Origin of the sequence: Ochrobactrum sp. CGA5 (genome assembly GCF_006345815.1) — a bacterium.
Taxonomy (GTDB): domain Bacteria; phylum Pseudomonadota; class Alphaproteobacteria; order Rhizobiales; family Rhizobiaceae; genus Brucella.
Window position 1 is genome coordinate 378265 of the sequence record NZ_VCIG01000005.1, and the last position, 15735, is coordinate 393999.

The window sequence follows — 15735 nt, forward strand, 5'->3', positions numbered from 1 at the left end:
CAATTGGCACGCCGTTTTTCCAAATCCGATTCCGGTCGATCCGCACGGACCGAACGGCGTGCAGCCAAAGCAAAATCTGCCGACGGAAGGAGCGATTCCAAAGCGTTCCTGCCGACCCGCGAAGAAGTTCTCAAATATATTGAGGAGAACCCCGATCGGGCAGGCAAGCGCGAGTTGGCGAAGGCATTTAACATCAAGGGGGATGCGCGGGTCTACTTGAAAGACCTCCTGCGCGAACTCTCGGACGAAGGTCTGGTTGAAAAACGTGCTCGCAGATTGTCTCGTCCCGGCGCATTGCCTGCTGTTAGCGTGCTTGATATCACCGGGCGCGACGAGGATGGCGGTTTGTTGGCACGTCCGTCGGAATGGGATGAAGCTGGTCACGGCAAGCCACCCCTCGTCCTGATCCGCCGCACCAGGCTGAACAAGGCCTCCGAAGGCGGTCCCGCAGTCGGGGTGGGTGACCGCGTTCTCGCTAAAATATTCCGCAACGATGATCATGACGGACCGGATTATACCGCCCGCGTGATGAAGCGTCTCGAGCACCGCACAGATGCCGTTCTGGGCGTTGTACGCAAGCTCGCCAATGGTGAATGGCGTCTCGACCCGGTAAACCGAAAGCAGCCGGAAGTGCAGCTCGACCCGACACAACTCAATAACGCCGAAGCCGGTGATCTTGTTGAGGTCGATTTGATCTCCTCACGCCGTCAAGGATTGCCGCGCGGCAAAGTTCGACAAGTCGTCGGATCTATCGACAGCGAGAAAGCCCTGTCGATGATTGCCATTCACGAGCATGAGATTCCGCATGTTTTCCCGGCAGAAGCGTTGAGCGAGGCAGAAGCAGCCCAACCTGCGACGATGGAAAGACGCGAAGACTGGCGTGGCATCCCCCTTCTGACCATTGATCCTGCAGATGCCAAGGATCACGACGATGCCGTCTACGCCGAGCCGGACAAGGATCCCGAGAATCCGGGCGGCCAGATTGTCGTTGTCGCTATTGCGGACGTCGCGGCCTACGTCCGGCCAGATTCTGCGCTGGATCGGGAAGCGCAAAAACGCGGCAACTCTGTCTATTTCCCGGACAGGGTCGTGCCGATGCTTCCCGAACGGATTTCAAACAATCTCTGTTCACTCCGCGAACTGGAAGATCGCCCCGCACTTGCCGTCCGCATGGTTTTTAGTTCTGATGGGCGTAAGAAGTCGCACAAATTCCATCGCATCATGATGAAATCGGCCGCTAAACTCAGCTATTTGCAAGCGCAAGCTGCCATAGACGGCGCGCCGGACGATAAGACTGCCCCGATTCTCGATGACATATTGAAACCGCTATGGAACGCCTATGCCGTGCTGAAGCGGGGGCGCGACGCCCGCGAACCGCTGGAACTGGACCTGCCGGAAAAGAAGATACTCCTCACGCCCGAAGGGACGGTGGATAAGGTCGTCGTTCCGGAACGTCTCGATGCACACAAGCTCATTGAAGAGTTTATGATACAAGCGAACGTTGCTGCCGCTGAAACATTGGAAGCGCGCCGCCAACCGTTGATTTTCCGCATTCACGATGCACCCGCGCTCGCCAAGCAGGAAACCCTGCGTGAATTCCTGCGCACGCTTGATCTGAACCTTGCCAAGGGTGCGGAACTGCGCCCCGCTCAATTCAACCGGATTCTTGAGGCCGTTGAAGGCTCTGATCATCAAGAACTGGTCAATCAAGTCGTGCTGCGCACGCAGAGTCAGGCGGAATATAGTCCTGACAATATTGGGCATTTCGGTCTGCATTTGCACCGCTATGCACATTTCACCTCACCGATCCGCCGTTACGCCGACCTCATCGTTCATCGCGCCCTGATCAAGACACTGGACCTTGGCAGTGATGGCCTGACAACGGATGAGGAAGCGCAGCTCGAAGAAATCTCCGCACTCATCTCCTCTACAGAACGTCGCGCCATGCTGGCTGAGCGTGAAACCGTTGATCGTCTCATTGCACATTTTCTCGCTGCGCATCTTGGAGATGAGTATGAGGGTCGAGTTACGGGCGTCACGCGGGCAGGTCTTTTCGTGAACCTTGCGACATATGGCGCGGATGGACTGGTACCCATTTCAACTTTGGGTCATGAATACTATTTATATGACGAAGCGAACCATGCGATTGCCGGTGAACGGAGCGGCAAAGGCTTCCGGCTTGGCGATACAGTGACGGTTCGGCTCGTGGAAGCGCTACCCGTTGCGGGCGCGCTTCGTTTTGAGATGGTTTCGGAACCGCATCCTCTGCCGATGGCGACCCGCTCGCATCATAAGGCAAGCCGGATGATGCGTGGGCGAAGGGGTAAACCCGCGGGTATTCCGCGTCAGAAGAGAAGAGGTCGCTGATGAGTACGCTAGAGGCCAATTCCGGGCGAGATGTGCAGGTTTTCGGCGGAGAAAGCGCCAAGACTACCCACCCGAAGCGCCCGTTGGGTGAAGCGATGTGGCGCGGTTTTCGCGGACGTTGCCCGCATTGCGGTGAAGGAAAGCTTTTTCGGTCGTTTGTGAAGCCAGTGGCGCAGTGCTCCATATGTGGTGAAGACTACACGGAACAACGTGCCGACGACCTCCCTGCATATCTCACCATTCTAATCGTAGGACATGTGGTGGTAGGCGCTTTCATGGGTGTAGAAGCAACCACCAACTTGCCACTCTGGGCTCATATGGCCATCTGGGCCCCACTGACTGTGATCATGTCGCTGCTTCTGCTTCAACCTTTGAAAGGCGCGACCATCGGCCTGCAATGGGCACTCTACATGCATGGCTTCGGAAGCAAGGGCGACGGTGAGTACGGCGACGTGACCTGAAGGTCATCATGACCGCCATGGTTCGCCCCCCATCTTCTTCAGCCAGAACAGCGAAAGCTTTGCGGCCATATGATGCCGCATCGCTTTTGCTGGTTGACAGGTCAGGCAGCAAGCCTCGAATTCTCATGGGCAGACGCCACGCCAGCCTTGTGTTCATGCCGGGAAAATTTGTTTTTCCCGGTGGTCGGGCGGATCCAATAGACGGTGCTATCGCGGCAACTGCGGAACTGAACGAAAATGATGTTGCAAAACTACTCGCCGGAATGGGGTCTCGTGCATCGTTGCGCCGCGCCCGCGCACTCGGCCTGTGTGCAGTTCGTGAAACTTTTGAAGAGACCGGTCTACGAATCGGGCAAACCACCTCGGGGCCCATCGCTTTGCCCATGCATCGCGATTGGTCAGCCTTCCTCGATAACGGCATGATGCCTGCCTTGGATAGCTTGCGTTATTTTGCCCGCGCAGTAACACCGCCGGACAATGTTCGCCGTTTCGATACTCGGTTTTTTATCGTATTTCGCGATCAGGTACCGGAGCTAGACGGGCAGTCACTCGTTCCCAGTGGGGAACTGGAAGATCTGGACTGGGTTTCCATCGATCAAATCGATAAACTCGACGTTGCCCATATAACTCAGGCGATCCTGAAAGAAGCTCGCGTGCTTCTGTCGAATACCAAACCTGAACTGCCTCCCACGTTACCAGTGGTGCAATATAGCAAGCGGCATGGCCGCTTCGTTCGCGAAGTGATCTGAAACCAATGAATGAAGAGATCCAACCCGCCGATCTTGCCCCGCAAGAACCATGCGGCAGGCCGGTGGAAGGCCAGATGCACTGGCGCTCGCTTGCTGCAGCGATAGCCACGATCAGCGCGGTTGGCGCAGCAATCGGCTTAGGTATTCCACTCCTAAGCGTTCTTCTGGAAAGTCGTGGTCATTCCGCGAGTCTTATCGGTGCAAATACGGCGGTCGCAGGCCTGGCATCCATAGTTGCCGCTCCGCTGGCCGCGCCCATCGCTGCAAGACTTGGTGTGGTCAAGGCGATATTCCTTATGCTCATTATCGGAAGCGGAGCCTTTCTTGGCTTCCACTTCTTTCAACCGCTGTGGGCTTGGTTTGCGCTACGCATTGTCCTGCATTTTGCACTGACGGTGCTTTTCGTTCTGTCCGAATACTGGATCAATGCCTCAGCGCCGCCTGAAAGGCGCGGGCTGGTGCTCGGAATCTATTCCACCTCGCTTTCATTGGGCTTCGCACTCGGACCGTGGCTGTTCTCCAAGATCGGCAGCACTGGGGGACTGCCATTCTATGTCGGCTTCATCATTATTATGATCGCCCTCATCCCGGTTGCATTCGCATGGCGCGACAGCCCGGACTTCGAGGAAGGCGAACACGTCCCCTTCCTGCCCTTTATCTTTGCCGTTCCAACCGCGACCATGGCTGTCTTTGTGTTTGGCGCGGTGGAAACTGGTGGCTTCGCCCTCTTTCCAGTCTTCGGAGCACGTATCGGTTATCCAGAAGCCGACGCAGCGCTTCTGCTTACGATGATAGGTCTCGGCAATGTACTCATGCAGATTCCATTAGGCCTCGTCAGCGATCGCGTTTCGGACCGCCGCAAACTTCTGCTCTTCTGTGCAGCAACCGGCCTGATCGGTATGATCGCCCTGCCGTATCTCATGCAGCACTGGTATCTCATGGCGACTATTCTGTTTCTCTGGGGCGGTGTTGTCGCCGGGCTGTATACGATCGGTCTCGCGCATCTCGGCTCTGAACTGACGGGGCGCGAGCTGGCATCCGCCAATGCCGCGTTTGTATTCTGTTATGCCATTGGCATGCTTGCAGGACCGCAGGCCGTAGGCGTCGGCATGGACATGCTGGGACCAAAGGGATTCCCGATGACTCTTGGCGTGTTTTTTGCCGCATATGCACTCTTTGCAGCGGGAAGGCTGCTTTTGAGGAAGAAGCGGGCTTGACTTTTCGCCGCCAATACGTAGTGTCGCGCCAAATTTCCGCTGCCGGATGAGATTACCGGAATCGCTGGAGGTTTCCATCCATTGAGCATGATCCCGAAGATTGGGAACCGGTTTTCGGCAAGATCATGCTCCGGCAAAGATACAGAGCAGGTAATTCGATATGGCCAAGGCTACGACGATCAAGATCAAGCTTTTGTCGACCGCTGACACCGGCTTCTTCTACGTAACGAAGAAGAACAGCCGCACGATGACGGAAAAGATGACAAAGACCAAGTACGACCCGATTGCGCGCAAGCACGTCGAGTTCAAGGAAACGAAGATCAAGTAATTTGTTTCCCGTCGTCATTGACAAGACGATTGAATAAAAAGCCGTCTCCTAGGAGATGGCTTTTTTATTTCTAACTTGCGCCCAATCTTCAGGCTGCTGACGAGACAATACAATTACGGCCACCTTTCTTCGCCTGATAGAGTGCCGCATCCGTCCTGGAGAAAAGCGCGTCGGCACTGTCCCCTAACAGCCTCAGGCTCGCAATCCCAATGCTGATGGTCATACTGATCTTGTAGTTGCCGTTGGCGACCGCGAATGGCGTATCTGATACCGCAATCCGTATTCGCTCAGCAACAGCCCTCGCAGCTTCTACATCGCTGTCTGGAAGCACGACAACAAATTCCTCTCCGCCATAGCGGCACATGAGGTCCATCCCGCGGATATTCTTGCGCAGGCGCGTTGCAAACTCACGAAGAACATCGTCACCGGCATCATGCCCGTATTGATCATTGATCCGTTTGAAGTGGTCAAAGTCCAGCATTATGACAGACAAGGGCCTCTCGCGCGCCACGGCGCGGGTCAGCAAGACAGGCATATGCGTATCGAGATAGCGGCGATTGTGCAGCCCCGTGAGACTATCTGTCACCGCCATGGTGATCGTGCGGTTCAGGCTCTGTCGCAAGAGATCATTATAGCACTTCCGTTTGATCTGGGTTCGCAGGCGCGCAAACAGCTCCAGTTTCTCAAGCGGGCGCATCAAATAATCATTTACACCAAGCTCCAGTGCGCGCACCACGAGCGCACCCTCATCTTCCCTCACAACCAGGATGATCGGCACCAGCCTTGTGCGGTCTATGATCCGCAACTGCGAGCAAAGACGAAGCGGATCATAGTAAGTAAAATTCGCTGAAACGACGATGCTGTCATAATCCGTATCTATTGCCCGGATTAAAGCGGTGTTGGCATCACTGGCGACATCGACACGATAGGTCTCACCAAGAATGACACGAAGTCGCGCCGCTGCGAGCTCATCTTCGTCTACAATCAGAATGCGAGCCACTTCGTCCTTGTCTGCATAATTCCCGCCCATTTTGCTTGCCAGCAGCGTTTCCACCTCTGCATCAGCAACTGTGCCCGTCCGCTGGAAAAGCTCGTCAGAGACCAATTTCAGCCGCGCCAGGCTTTTCACGCGCGACAGCAACTGAAGATCATTGACCGGTTTCGATAGGAAGTCGTCAGCCCCCGCTTCAAGGCCGCGAATCTTGTCCTCAGCGCTATCAAGCGACGTCACCATCACGACAGGAATATGCGATGTGCGCGGGTCATCCTTCAAGCGGCGGCATACTTCAAACCCGTCCATCTCCGGCATCAGTATGTCGAGCAGCACAACGTCAATCTGTCCGCCAAGACAAAGCTCAATGGCTTCAGGACCACTATAAGCCGTCACAACCTCATAATATTCAGAGAGGAGCCTTGCCTCGAGGAGCTTTACATTGGAATCCACATCGTCAACGACGAGAATTCGTGCAGTCATGATGCCCCTCGCCCTAGTTTCCGCTACGCGTCGCCCAAATAGGATTTAATTGTTTCGATAAAGCGAGGCACCGATATCGGCTTGGAGATATAGGCTTCACACCCACCTTGCCGAATGCGTTCCTCGTCCCCCTTCATGGCAAATGCCGTTACAGCAATAACCGGAATGTGCCGTAACTCGTCGTCATCCTTGAGCCATTTCGTGACTTCCAATCCCGACACTTCAGGAAGCTGTATATCCATGAGAATCAAATCAGGCCGATGTTCGCGCGCAAGGTCGAGTGCCTCGAGCCCACTTCTCGTCCGAATAGTCTCATATCCACTCGCTTCGATAAGATCACGAAACAACTTCATATTGAGTTCGTTGTCTTCGACGATCATTACGCTTTTCGGCATCGAAAATTCCTTGGTCTTATTCCCTGCAACAACCCGACATATACTCGACTCTTTATCCGCCAGAAAAACCCCACTTCTTAAACTTCGGCTAGTTTAACCTCATTTCATTGATGAAAGGCAAATAATTGCGTTGTTCCTCAGTTAAGCGACCGTTACACATTCAGCAAAGCAACAGAAGAAGCGGAGAAACCATATGAAAGCGCTGATGAGCCAAGCGGATGCGGAAGCTATCGCTATCGATGCGTTGGCATGGCTGGCGCAAGACAAGGACCTCCTGCCCCGCTTCCTCGCTTTGACGGGCATCGAAGCCGGGGCGATCCGACAAGCAGCACGTGAGCCGGGCTTCCTTGCCGGTGTATTACAGTTTTTCCTGGGCCATGAACCGACATTGCTGCGCTACTGCGAGGAAGCTGGTCGTGATCCAGCAACAATTGACAAAGCCCTGTCATGTTTGCCTGGCGGGCTGAACCAGCACCTCTAGCGAAGACCTCAATGGGCCATTTAAAAGCCCGGCAGAGCCGGGCGTTAGAGTCGTCATTCAACCGCAGGATTTGCAGCAGGAACCTCGGCTTCGTGCGAAACCGACAACACGTTCAACTCGTGCTGCTTGCCGTCGCGTGCTGTCCAGGAAATCGACTGGCCGGGTGCGAGCCCGATCAGCGCAGTGCCGATCGGCGTCAGAATTGAAATCTTGCCCTGCGCGATATCTGCTTCGCCCGGATATACCAGCGTCACCCGGCGCTCCTGACCGTCATTAGAGCGAAACTCCACGGTAGAGCCCATGTGGATTACGTTCTGAGGCAAGCGTTTTGCAGGAACGACTTTCGCGCGGTCGAGTTCAATCATCAACTCCTCGGCGATCTCCTCGAGACGTTCCGAAACGTTGCTGGCCAGGCCCATCAGACGCTCATAGTCTATTTCGCTGACAACGATATTGGGCTTCTTGCGATTCTTTCCGCTCATGGCGAGTGCTCACTGCTGTTGAAACATAATTAGTCTCCGTGCGTTCTGCACGAAGCTGTTCACATTGATTTTTGGTGAAAGCGCTTACTTATTTGAAATCCGCTTTCAGACAAGCGGCATACCGTCCCCCGGAGTTCCCCTGCGCTAGGCAGAACTCGAGGGTAGCAATCCCGTGATCGGATAAACCCGATGAAATATGGATGCAAAGCGGTTGTTCATATTACTAAACTTGGTGATATTCTAGGCAATGTCAAGGGCAAGACCTAACAGGGTCATATATCCCCATGGCGCTTCGACCTTTCGATGCTATAAATGGATGTTCCTTTTATGTTCATCAATTGGTTCGTCCCTATGGCTGCCACGACTGCCCCCAACACCCCGGAAAAAGGTGTCTGCCGCGATTGCCTTGCGCCGCAGAGGTCGGAAACAAGCAGGCGCTGCCATGCATGTGGAAGCCCTCGCCTTCTCCGCCATAAGGAGCTTTATAAGCTCTCACTGGCGCATATTGATTGTGATGCATTTTACGCCTCAGTCGAAAAGCGGGATAATCCAGAGCTACGCGACAAACCACTCATCATCGGTGGCGGAAAGCGCGGCGTGGTTTCGACAGCCTGCTACCTTGCCCGAATTCATGGCGTACGCTCTGCCATGCCTATGTTCAAGGCACTGGAAGCATGTCCCGATGCCGTTGTCGTCAAACCTAACATGGAAAAATATGTTGGCGTTGGGCGTGAGGTGCGGCAGATGATGCGTGACCTGACCCCACAAGTAGAGCCTCTTTCCATTGACGAAGCTTTTCTGGACTTGAGCGGCACAGAGCGCCTGCATAAGGCGCCACCCGCAATCGTTCTCGCAAGCTTCGCCAAACGCGTAGAGGATGAAATAGGCATCTCTGCGTCGATCGGACTGTCCTATTGCAAATTCCTAGCCAAGGTTGCGTCCGATATCGAAAAGCCACGCGGTTTTTCCGTTATTGGGGAGGCAGAAGCCTTGAGTTTTCTGCGGGACCGATCCGTCCGCACGATCTGGGGGGTAGGCAAGGCTTTTGCGGCCAAACTGGAAAGCGACGGCATCAGATCGATTGGCCAACTTCAAACGATGGAGGAAGGGGAACTCATGAAGGCCTACGGCACCATGGGTCAGCGCCTTTATCGTCTCTCCCGAGGGCAAGACAGCAGGAAGGTCGAGCCAGATCACGACATGAAAAGTGTATCAGCGGAAACAACCTTCAATAACGACCTGTCGGACGCTGACGATCTCGTGCCTGTCCTTCGCGCACTCGCCGAGAAGGTCTCGCGACGGCTCAAATCGGGCGAGATAGCCGGACGCACCATCGTTTTGAAACTGAAGACCCACGATTTCAAGTTACGCACTCGTAATCGTCAGCTTTCCAATCCGACCCAGCTTGCAGACAGAATCTTCCGCCACGGATTACAGCTTCTCGAAAAAGAACTGGACGGAACGCGATTTCGCTTGCTGGGAATCGGGGTTAGCGAACTGTCCTCGAGTGATCGTGCTGATCCGCCAGATCTCGTAGACACCCATGCCACCAAACGCGCAGTAGCCGAGAATGCTGTCGACAAACTGCGAAACAAATTTGGGTTAAGTGCTGTCGAAACCGGTTACACTTTCACCAAAGGCAATCTCGCACGCCCGCAAATGCCACCAGATCAAGATGACCAGTACTGAATTTACAAAGCGCGAAGAAACCTTTGTAGAAATTTTCTACATTTGCTTCTAACCGCTTGACGAGACCCGTATGTATGAATATTGGAACGGCCAAGGGTTGCCAAAATTGATTTGGCATCTGCCCTACGGAAGGCCTCGTGGCGGAGTGGTTACGCAGAGGACTGCAAATCCTTGCACCCCGGTTCGATTCCGGGCGAGGCCTCCACTAGAAAATAAATAGCATCCTGAATTAAAGTACGTTGTTTTTAAGGTGCGCAATCAGTGCCCCCGGCGTTCGGCGATACCTATTGGGGGAGTGTCAATCCGCTTCCGCTTTCACCCTCCCTTTGTCTAGGATCGCGAGGAAACTCTCACAAAAGGGGGAGTGCGTTGCACGAAGAAACTTGGGCCGGAGAAAATCTGTCTCATGGAGACACACGAAATGCCGTTTCACATACAACTCATGTGCAATCGCATGAGAATCTAAGATACTAGCAAAAATGAAGATGAATTCATCGCGAAACTAATTTCGCCAAAAGACAACTACTTACAAGAAGTAGCTGGCTCCCCGGGCCGGATTCGAACCAGCGACCAACCGGTTAACAGCCGGTTGCTCTACCGCTGAGCTACCGGGGAACAGGTGCTCGTTGCGTCAGCGAGGTGGCGTATAGCAAAAGGATTTCACGTTTGCAAAGGGCTAAATCCATTTTTTTTCATCTTTTTGCATTATGCCTTCGAAACCCTATATTCTCTGGGACGTTTTACTCCTGTCAATTATAACTTATCAGCCTAAGAGATACCCTGTGAGCGACGAATACGCCGAAATGCCCGCAAAAAAAGCCATTGTGATTCTTGGCCGGCGGATCCCGATCCCTCAATCGGTCGCGATGCGGCGTGTACTTGGAGGAACACTCGTTGTCGGCGGCTCATTGGGCTTCCTTCCGATTCTCGGCTTCTGGATGCTCCCACTCGGCCTGATCGTCCTTTCCCACGATTCTCATCGTGTCCGTCGCTGGCGCCGCAAAAGCGAAATACACATCTGGCGCAGATGGGTGAGGCGGAAACCCTCCGCCCCATCGAACTGATCAATTTCCGGCCGGATGCCCATCTCAAATCAACTCCAACAAAAGCCGTTGCGTCGAAGCAGACCGAACGCCAAGAAATTGTTACTTTGAAAGCACGATAACTCTATTTACGGAGTTCTCCCGGGGTTAGATTTCTATGCTTTCGCAATGCTGTCGTTAGATGGCTCTGACTGGAAAAATTCAAACTACGCGCAATCTCGCTTATTGGCTTGGATGTTTTTCTGAGAAGCCGTTCGGCCTCATCAAGCCTTAGTTCCATCAGATACTGATGCGGCGTTTGCCCGAAGCTATTTCGAAAACATGTCGAAAAGTGCCCTGCTGAGATCCCCACCAGCGCGGCCATATCTGGAACGGAAAGCGCTTTATGGAAGTTGCGCTCGAGATAATCTTCTATCTGTTGGCAGGCTGATTTGCTGAGCCCGGCTTTATTGTGGTTGGCAATGTGATCGCTCAAAGCACCGCGCGCCAGTGTGCGGGTCAGAACCAAACTGAGAGCGGCTAGGTAAGGTCTGTCCAGCCCGCCACGCAGGCAGATTTCATCCCATATGAGATGTGATAGTGAAATACACTCTTTGCATGAAAATCTAGCGACGTTTCCAGTGTCATTGATTTCACAGAAGCGGGGATTCAGACAAAACGATTCCAGAAGAAGCTGCTCCTCGGGCTGTATAATTATGATTTCAATCGATTCCGGCCAATCGATTGATAAGTCCACGGAAGCGGGAATAATGAAAACAGTTCCAGCCGGACAACTGGATTGCTCGGACATGTGTACGGAAGAATACCATCTTAAGTTGCGAATCTGCTCACGCAGAACAAGGATAGTCGTGTCTGCTCCGTAATAAATAGCTTGCCCAACTTGTGTAACGGCACACGTCAATGTGCTGTTGCTTGAAATCGCTCGCACTTGCCGGGCAGTCCTTCCATCGGTCGCTGCGCTTGAAATAATCGAATTTGAATCAACCACTAAGCCCACCTTCGCCTTTATTGTTCACTACGGCAATTGAGATTAAGAACACGTAATTCACCGATGGAACGCACCCACCCGCCCTGTTGTGCACCCATAGCGATTGCACGCTTTCAAGAACTTGGATCTCCATCTGAATGCAATCTATACGTGTATAATAACTTTGCAATCGGAATCTCGTGAACGCTGACGACTTTAATGCAAATGACTTGCAATAGCGCTTGCGTATAATTTACCGATGGGTTATGCAATTGCAACTGATTGGCAACAAGGATTTAAACATGCTGCGCCGCACTTTACGAACAACTGCGCTCAGCTTCTTGAGCGGAGCTCTTCTCTGGATCAATCCAAGCGCCGCGCTTGCAGAAAAATTCAAGGCAGTGACGACATTTACCGTTATCGCTGATATTGCGCAGAATATTGCTGGCGATGTTGCAACGGTTGAGTCAATCACCAAACCAGGCGCCGAGATCCACAACTATCAGCCTACTCCCGGCGATCTGATCAAAGCGCAAGATGCGAAGCTAATCCTCTGGAACGGCCTTGGGCTGGAACTGTGGTTCGAAAAATTCTTCTCGCGTCTCAAAGGCGTACCGAGTGCAATTGTCTCTAACGGTGTCGAACCAATCGACATTAGCGAAGGGCCGTATAGCGGCAAGCCGAACCCGCACGCATGGATGTCGCCAAATGCGGCTCTAATCTATGTTGATAATATACGCGATGCTTTCGTTAAAAACGACCCCGTAAACGCTGATGTTTATAAAGCCAATGCCGAGGCTTATAAGGCAAAAATTGGGGCCACCATCGATCCCATCCGAGCTGAAATGATGGCGATTCCCGAGGGGAAGCGCTGGCTTGTTTCCAGTGAAGGCGCATTTTCCTATCTTGCACGGGATTTTGGCCTGAAGGAGCTTTATCTCTGGCCAATCAATGCCGACCAGCAGGGTACTCCTCAGCAGGTGCGAAAAGTGATTGATGCAGTACGCGAAAACAACATTACGGCAGTCTTCTCTGAAAGCACTGTCTCCCCTGCTCCGGCCGAACAGGTCGCGCGCGAAACCGGCGCGAAATATGCCGGTGTTCTCTATGTCGATTCACTTTCAGAACCGGACGGCCCCGTACCGACCTATATCGACCTTTTGAAGGTCACTTCAGGTACGATCGCGGAAGGACTCAAACAATGAATGCCCCGATAGATCTTCATGCAGATATCTCCGCCGCGCTGAACAACAGCGCGGCGGATGGTATCAACGTGAGGGAGGCAACCGTAACATACCGCAACGGTCATACGGCTCTGCACGATGCAAGTTTCGTAATCCCAACCGGAACGATTACAGCGCTTGTCGGCATCAACGGGTCCGGCAAGTCCACCCTATTCAAAGCGATCATGGGGTTCGTGAAACTCGCCAAGGGTGAAATATCCATTCTCGGTATGCCAGTTGGAGTCGCGCTCAAAAAGAACCTCGTGGCTTATGTCCCGCAAAGCGAGGACGTTGACTGGAACTTTCCGGTTCTCGTCGAAGATGTGGTCATGATGGGCCGATATGGACATATGGGCATGATGCGTATACCGCGACGCTCCGATAAAGAAGCCGTAGAGAAAGCGCTGGCTCGCGTGAATATGCTTGACTTTCGCCAGCGGCAAATCGGTGAACTTTCGGGTGGACAAAAGAAGCGGGTGTTTCTTGCGCGGGCACTCGCGCAAGACGGACGTGTTATCCTTCTGGATGAGCCTTTTACCGGTGTAGATGTGAAGACCGAGGAAGCGATCATCACGCTGCTTCGCAGTTTGCGCAATGAGGGTCGCGTGATGTTGGTTTCGACCCACAATCTCGGCAGCGTCCCTGATTTCTGCGACCGAACGGTTTTGTTGAAACGCACGGTTCTCGACTACGGACGGACTGCTGAAGTGTTCACGCAGGCGAATCTCGAAAAGACCTTTGGCGGCGTTTTGCGCCATCTCGTATTAGGTGAGACCGATCATCCAGGGCGGGCTGCGGTCAGCGTCATCACTGACGATGAACGCCCTTTCATTGTTTATGAGAACCAGGATCCCACAACTAGCAATCGGAGCAAGGAACAATGACCCTGCTTCTTGAGCCATTCAGTTACAGCTACATGCTGAATGCGATGTGGGTTTCGGCATTGGTGGGCGGAGTCTGCGCCTTTCTTTCGGCATATCTCATGCTGAAAGGCTGGTCGCTCATCGGCGACGCCCTTTCACATTCCATCGTTCCAGGCGTAGCAGGCGCCTATATGCTCGGGCTACCCTTCTCCATCGGCGCGTTTTTTTCGGGTGGTCTCGCGGCAGCGGCGATGCTTTTTCTCAACCAGCGTACAAAACTAAAGGAAGATGCAATCATCGGCCTGATCTTCTCATCATTCTTCGGGCTTGGTCTCTTCATGATCTCGCTGAAGCCGACAGCGGTAAACATTCAAACGATAGTTCTCGGTAATATTCTCGCCATCACACCAGAAGACACACTGCAGCTGGCAATCATCGGCTTTGTGTCCCTGTCGCTACTTTTCTTGAAGTGGAAAGACCTGATGGTGGTGTTTTTCGATGAAAGCCATGCGCGTTCGATCGGTCTCAAGCCCAATGCGCTGAAGATCATGTTCTTCACCTTGCTATCGGCATCGACGGTCGCCGCCATGCAAACGGTAGGTGCCTTTCTCGTCATCTGCATGGTGGTGACGCCCGGCGCAACGGCATATCTGATGACGGATCGCTTCTCGCGGCTGCTCTGGATCGCCGTGGCCATTGGATCCTTTACGAGTTTCACAGGAGCCTATGTAAGCTATTTTCTGGACGGTGCGACGGGAGGCATCATCGTTGTCCTCCAGACACTGGTTTTCCTCAGCGTATTCTTGTTTGCTCCAAAACACGGATTACTGGCCGCGCGTCGCAAAGCGGCACTAGCGCTTAAGGAGATTCAGTAATGCCGATCCTTGAAATGCTGACATCCCCGTTTCAGTTCGAGTTCATGCGCTATGCACTGGTCATTTCTGTGCTCATTGCGATCCCGACGGCGTTGCTCTCATGTTTTCTGGTCCTCAAAGGCTGGTCATTGATGGGTGACGCGATAAGCCACGCCGTTCTCCCGGGGGTCGTTGTCGCCTACATCATCGGAATACCTTTCGGTATCGGAGCATTTGTAGCAGGTATGACCTGTGCTCTGGCTACCGGTTACCTCACAGAAAACAGCCGTATCAAGCAGGATACGGTGATGGGCATCGTGTTCTCCGGCATGTTCGGCCTTGGTCTCGTTCTGTATGTTTCGATCCGCTCGACAGTACATCTCGATCATATCCTGTTCGGCGACATGCTTGGAATAACGTTGTCCGACCTGATCGAAACGGCCGTGATCGCTGCACTGACCGCCGGCGTTATTGTCATCAAGTGGCGCGATTTCCTGCTGCACGCTTTCGATCCGGCGCAAGCCAGAGTCGTCGGTCTACCGGTCCGCCTCCTGCACTATGGTTTGCTTTGCCTCCTTTCGCTGACGATTGTAGGTGTTTTGAAAGCAGTAGGGATCATTCTTGCCATCGCCATGTTGATTGCGCCTGGGGCAATTGCGTTTTTGCTCACCCGCAAATTCAGCGCCATGATGCTGATCGCCGTGACAATAGCGGTCACCGCATCTTTCTTCGGCGTCTACCTGTCTTTTTTCATCGACAGTGCGCCTGCTCCAACAATCGTTCTGCTGATGACCGTGATGTTCCTCGCGGCGTTCATCTACTCCTCCCAGCGAAACGTCAAATTCGAAGAGCGCGCAGAAAAAGTTTGATTGGAATCTGCTAACAAGCTGGATCTGTACACTCTCCGTCAAACCCGCTTGCGTGCGACGTGGACAGCTTTGCAAAGCTGTCCACGTCTTCGCCTTCGTGTCATACAACTGTTATGAAATCTCGCTAAACAGCCTTCAAGCGATGTTCCAAATTGGAAATCGAAGCTGTTTTTCCGCACAAATACACTTTTGTAGCTTGTCGAGGTTGCTTAAAGATGCTTCAATCCGCTTTGCACGGCTGTGCAGATAATAGAAAGCCAGTAGGCGATCCTG

General features: G+C 53.3%; 16 protein-coding genes and 2 tRNA genes. 13 read left to right on the plus strand and 5 right to left on the minus strand.

What is annotated here, in order from left to right:
* Positions 1 to 3: 3 nt before the first annotated feature.
* The 5 genes from rnr to rpmG all read left to right on the plus strand — a co-directional run bounded on the left by rnr (position 4) and on the right by rpmG (position 5122).
* Entirely contained in the window at positions 4 to 2367 is a 2364-nt protein-coding gene (gene rnr / locus FJQ48_RS06460) for a ribonuclease R (protein ID WP_139974364.1), read from the plus strand.
* Positions 2367 to 2828: a DUF983 domain-containing protein gene (locus FJQ48_RS06465; protein ID WP_139974365.1), complete on the plus strand. Its 462-nt coding sequence runs from the start codon at positions 2367 to 2369 to the stop codon at positions 2826 to 2828. The genes rnr and FJQ48_RS06465 overlap by 1 nt, the downstream gene beginning before the upstream one ends.
* Before the next feature lie 8 nt (positions 2829 to 2836).
* Entirely contained in the window at positions 2837 to 3577 is a 741-nt protein-coding gene (locus FJQ48_RS06470) for an NUDIX hydrolase (RefSeq protein WP_139974366.1), read from the plus strand.
* Between the two features lie 74 nt (positions 3578 to 3651).
* Positions 3652 to 4794 (plus strand): MFS transporter, encoded by a 1143-nt coding sequence (locus tag FJQ48_RS06475; RefSeq protein ID WP_139974621.1) that lies wholly within the window; start codon positions 3652 to 3654, stop codon positions 4792 to 4794.
* 160 nt (positions 4795 to 4954) lie between these two features.
* Positions 4955 to 5122: a 50S ribosomal protein L33 gene (gene rpmG, locus FJQ48_RS06480; RefSeq protein WP_002966024.1), complete on the plus strand. Its 168-nt coding sequence runs from the start codon at positions 4955 to 4957 to the stop codon at positions 5120 to 5122.
* A gap of 88 nt (positions 5123 to 5210) precedes the next feature.
* On the opposite strand, the gene FJQ48_RS06485 is transcribed toward rpmG, so the two are convergent.
* Positions 5211 to 6596, minus strand: coding sequence for a PleD family two-component system response regulator (locus FJQ48_RS06485; RefSeq protein WP_139974367.1), 1386 nt, complete (start codon positions 6594 to 6596; stop codon positions 5211 to 5213).
* 23 nt (positions 6597 to 6619) lie between these two features.
* Positions 6620 to 6991 (minus strand): response regulator, encoded by a 372-nt coding sequence (locus FJQ48_RS06490; protein ID WP_139974368.1) that lies wholly within the window; start codon positions 6989 to 6991, stop codon positions 6620 to 6622.
* A gap of 193 nt (positions 6992 to 7184) precedes the next feature.
* Between FJQ48_RS06490 and FJQ48_RS06495 the strand changes: the two genes are divergently transcribed.
* Entirely contained in the window at positions 7185 to 7472 is a 288-nt protein-coding gene (locus FJQ48_RS06495; RefSeq protein ID WP_139974369.1) for a DUF3572 domain-containing protein, read from the plus strand.
* Positions 7473 to 7525: 53 nt separating this feature from the next.
* On the opposite strand, the gene rnk is transcribed toward FJQ48_RS06495, so the two are convergent.
* Positions 7526 to 7954 (minus strand): nucleoside diphosphate kinase regulator, encoded by a 429-nt coding sequence (gene rnk / locus FJQ48_RS06500; RefSeq protein ID WP_139974370.1) that lies wholly within the window; start codon positions 7952 to 7954, stop codon positions 7526 to 7528.
* 351 nt (positions 7955 to 8305) lie between these two features.
* Here rnk and FJQ48_RS06505 point away from each other — a divergent pair, with 351 nt between their 5' ends.
* On the plus strand, positions 8306 to 9643 hold the full coding sequence (locus tag FJQ48_RS06505) for a DNA polymerase IV (protein ID WP_139974622.1): 1338 nt from the start codon (positions 8306 to 8308) through the stop codon (positions 9641 to 9643).
* Positions 9644 to 9774: 131 nt separating this feature from the next.
* A tRNA-Cys gene (locus FJQ48_RS06510) sits at positions 9775 to 9848 on the plus strand.
* Positions 9849 to 10183: 335 nt separating this feature from the next.
* On the opposite strand, the gene FJQ48_RS06515 is transcribed toward FJQ48_RS06510, so the two are convergent.
* Positions 10184 to 10258 (minus strand) — tRNA-Asn (locus FJQ48_RS06515).
* 167 nt (positions 10259 to 10425) lie between these two features.
* On the opposite strand from FJQ48_RS06515, the gene FJQ48_RS06520 reads away from it, so the two are divergent.
* The gene (locus FJQ48_RS06520; protein ID WP_139974371.1) at positions 10426 to 10707 is read left to right on the plus strand and encodes a hypothetical protein; all 282 of its coding nucleotides are present in this window, start codon (positions 10426 to 10428) and stop codon (positions 10705 to 10707) included.
* Positions 10708 to 10810: 103 nt separating this feature from the next.
* Here the strand turns inward: FJQ48_RS06520 and FJQ48_RS06525 are convergent, their stop codons facing one another.
* Positions 10811 to 11674, minus strand: a complete 864-nt coding sequence (locus FJQ48_RS06525; protein ID WP_247870302.1) for an AraC family transcriptional regulator — start codon at positions 11672 to 11674, stop codon at positions 10811 to 10813.
* A 281-nt stretch (positions 11675 to 11955) separates the two neighbouring features.
* Here FJQ48_RS06525 and FJQ48_RS06530 point away from each other — a divergent pair, with 281 nt between their 5' ends.
* From FJQ48_RS06530 to FJQ48_RS06545, 4 genes are read left to right on the plus strand one after another with little or no spacing between them, the layout of a single operon-like run.
* Positions 11956 to 12858 carry a metal ABC transporter substrate-binding protein gene (locus tag FJQ48_RS06530; RefSeq protein ID WP_139974372.1) on the plus strand — a complete coding sequence of 301 codons (903 nt, stop codon included), beginning with the start codon at positions 11956 to 11958 and terminating at the stop codon, positions 12856 to 12858.
* Positions 12855 to 13760 carry a manganese/iron ABC transporter ATP-binding protein gene (locus FJQ48_RS06535; protein WP_139974373.1) on the plus strand — a complete coding sequence of 302 codons (906 nt, stop codon included), beginning with the start codon at positions 12855 to 12857 and terminating at the stop codon, positions 13758 to 13760. Before FJQ48_RS06530 ends, FJQ48_RS06535 begins: the two co-directional genes overlap by 4 nt.
* Positions 13757 to 14614: a metal ABC transporter permease gene (locus FJQ48_RS06540; protein WP_139974374.1), complete on the plus strand. Its 858-nt coding sequence runs from the start codon at positions 13757 to 13759 to the stop codon at positions 14612 to 14614. Before FJQ48_RS06535 ends, FJQ48_RS06540 begins: the two co-directional genes overlap by 4 nt.
* Complete coding sequence (locus tag FJQ48_RS06545) at positions 14614 to 15462, plus strand: metal ABC transporter permease (RefSeq protein WP_139974375.1); 849 nt, start codon at positions 14614 to 14616, stop codon at positions 15460 to 15462. Before FJQ48_RS06540 ends, FJQ48_RS06545 begins: the two co-directional genes overlap by 1 nt.
* Positions 15463 to 15735: the final 273 nt, after the last annotated feature.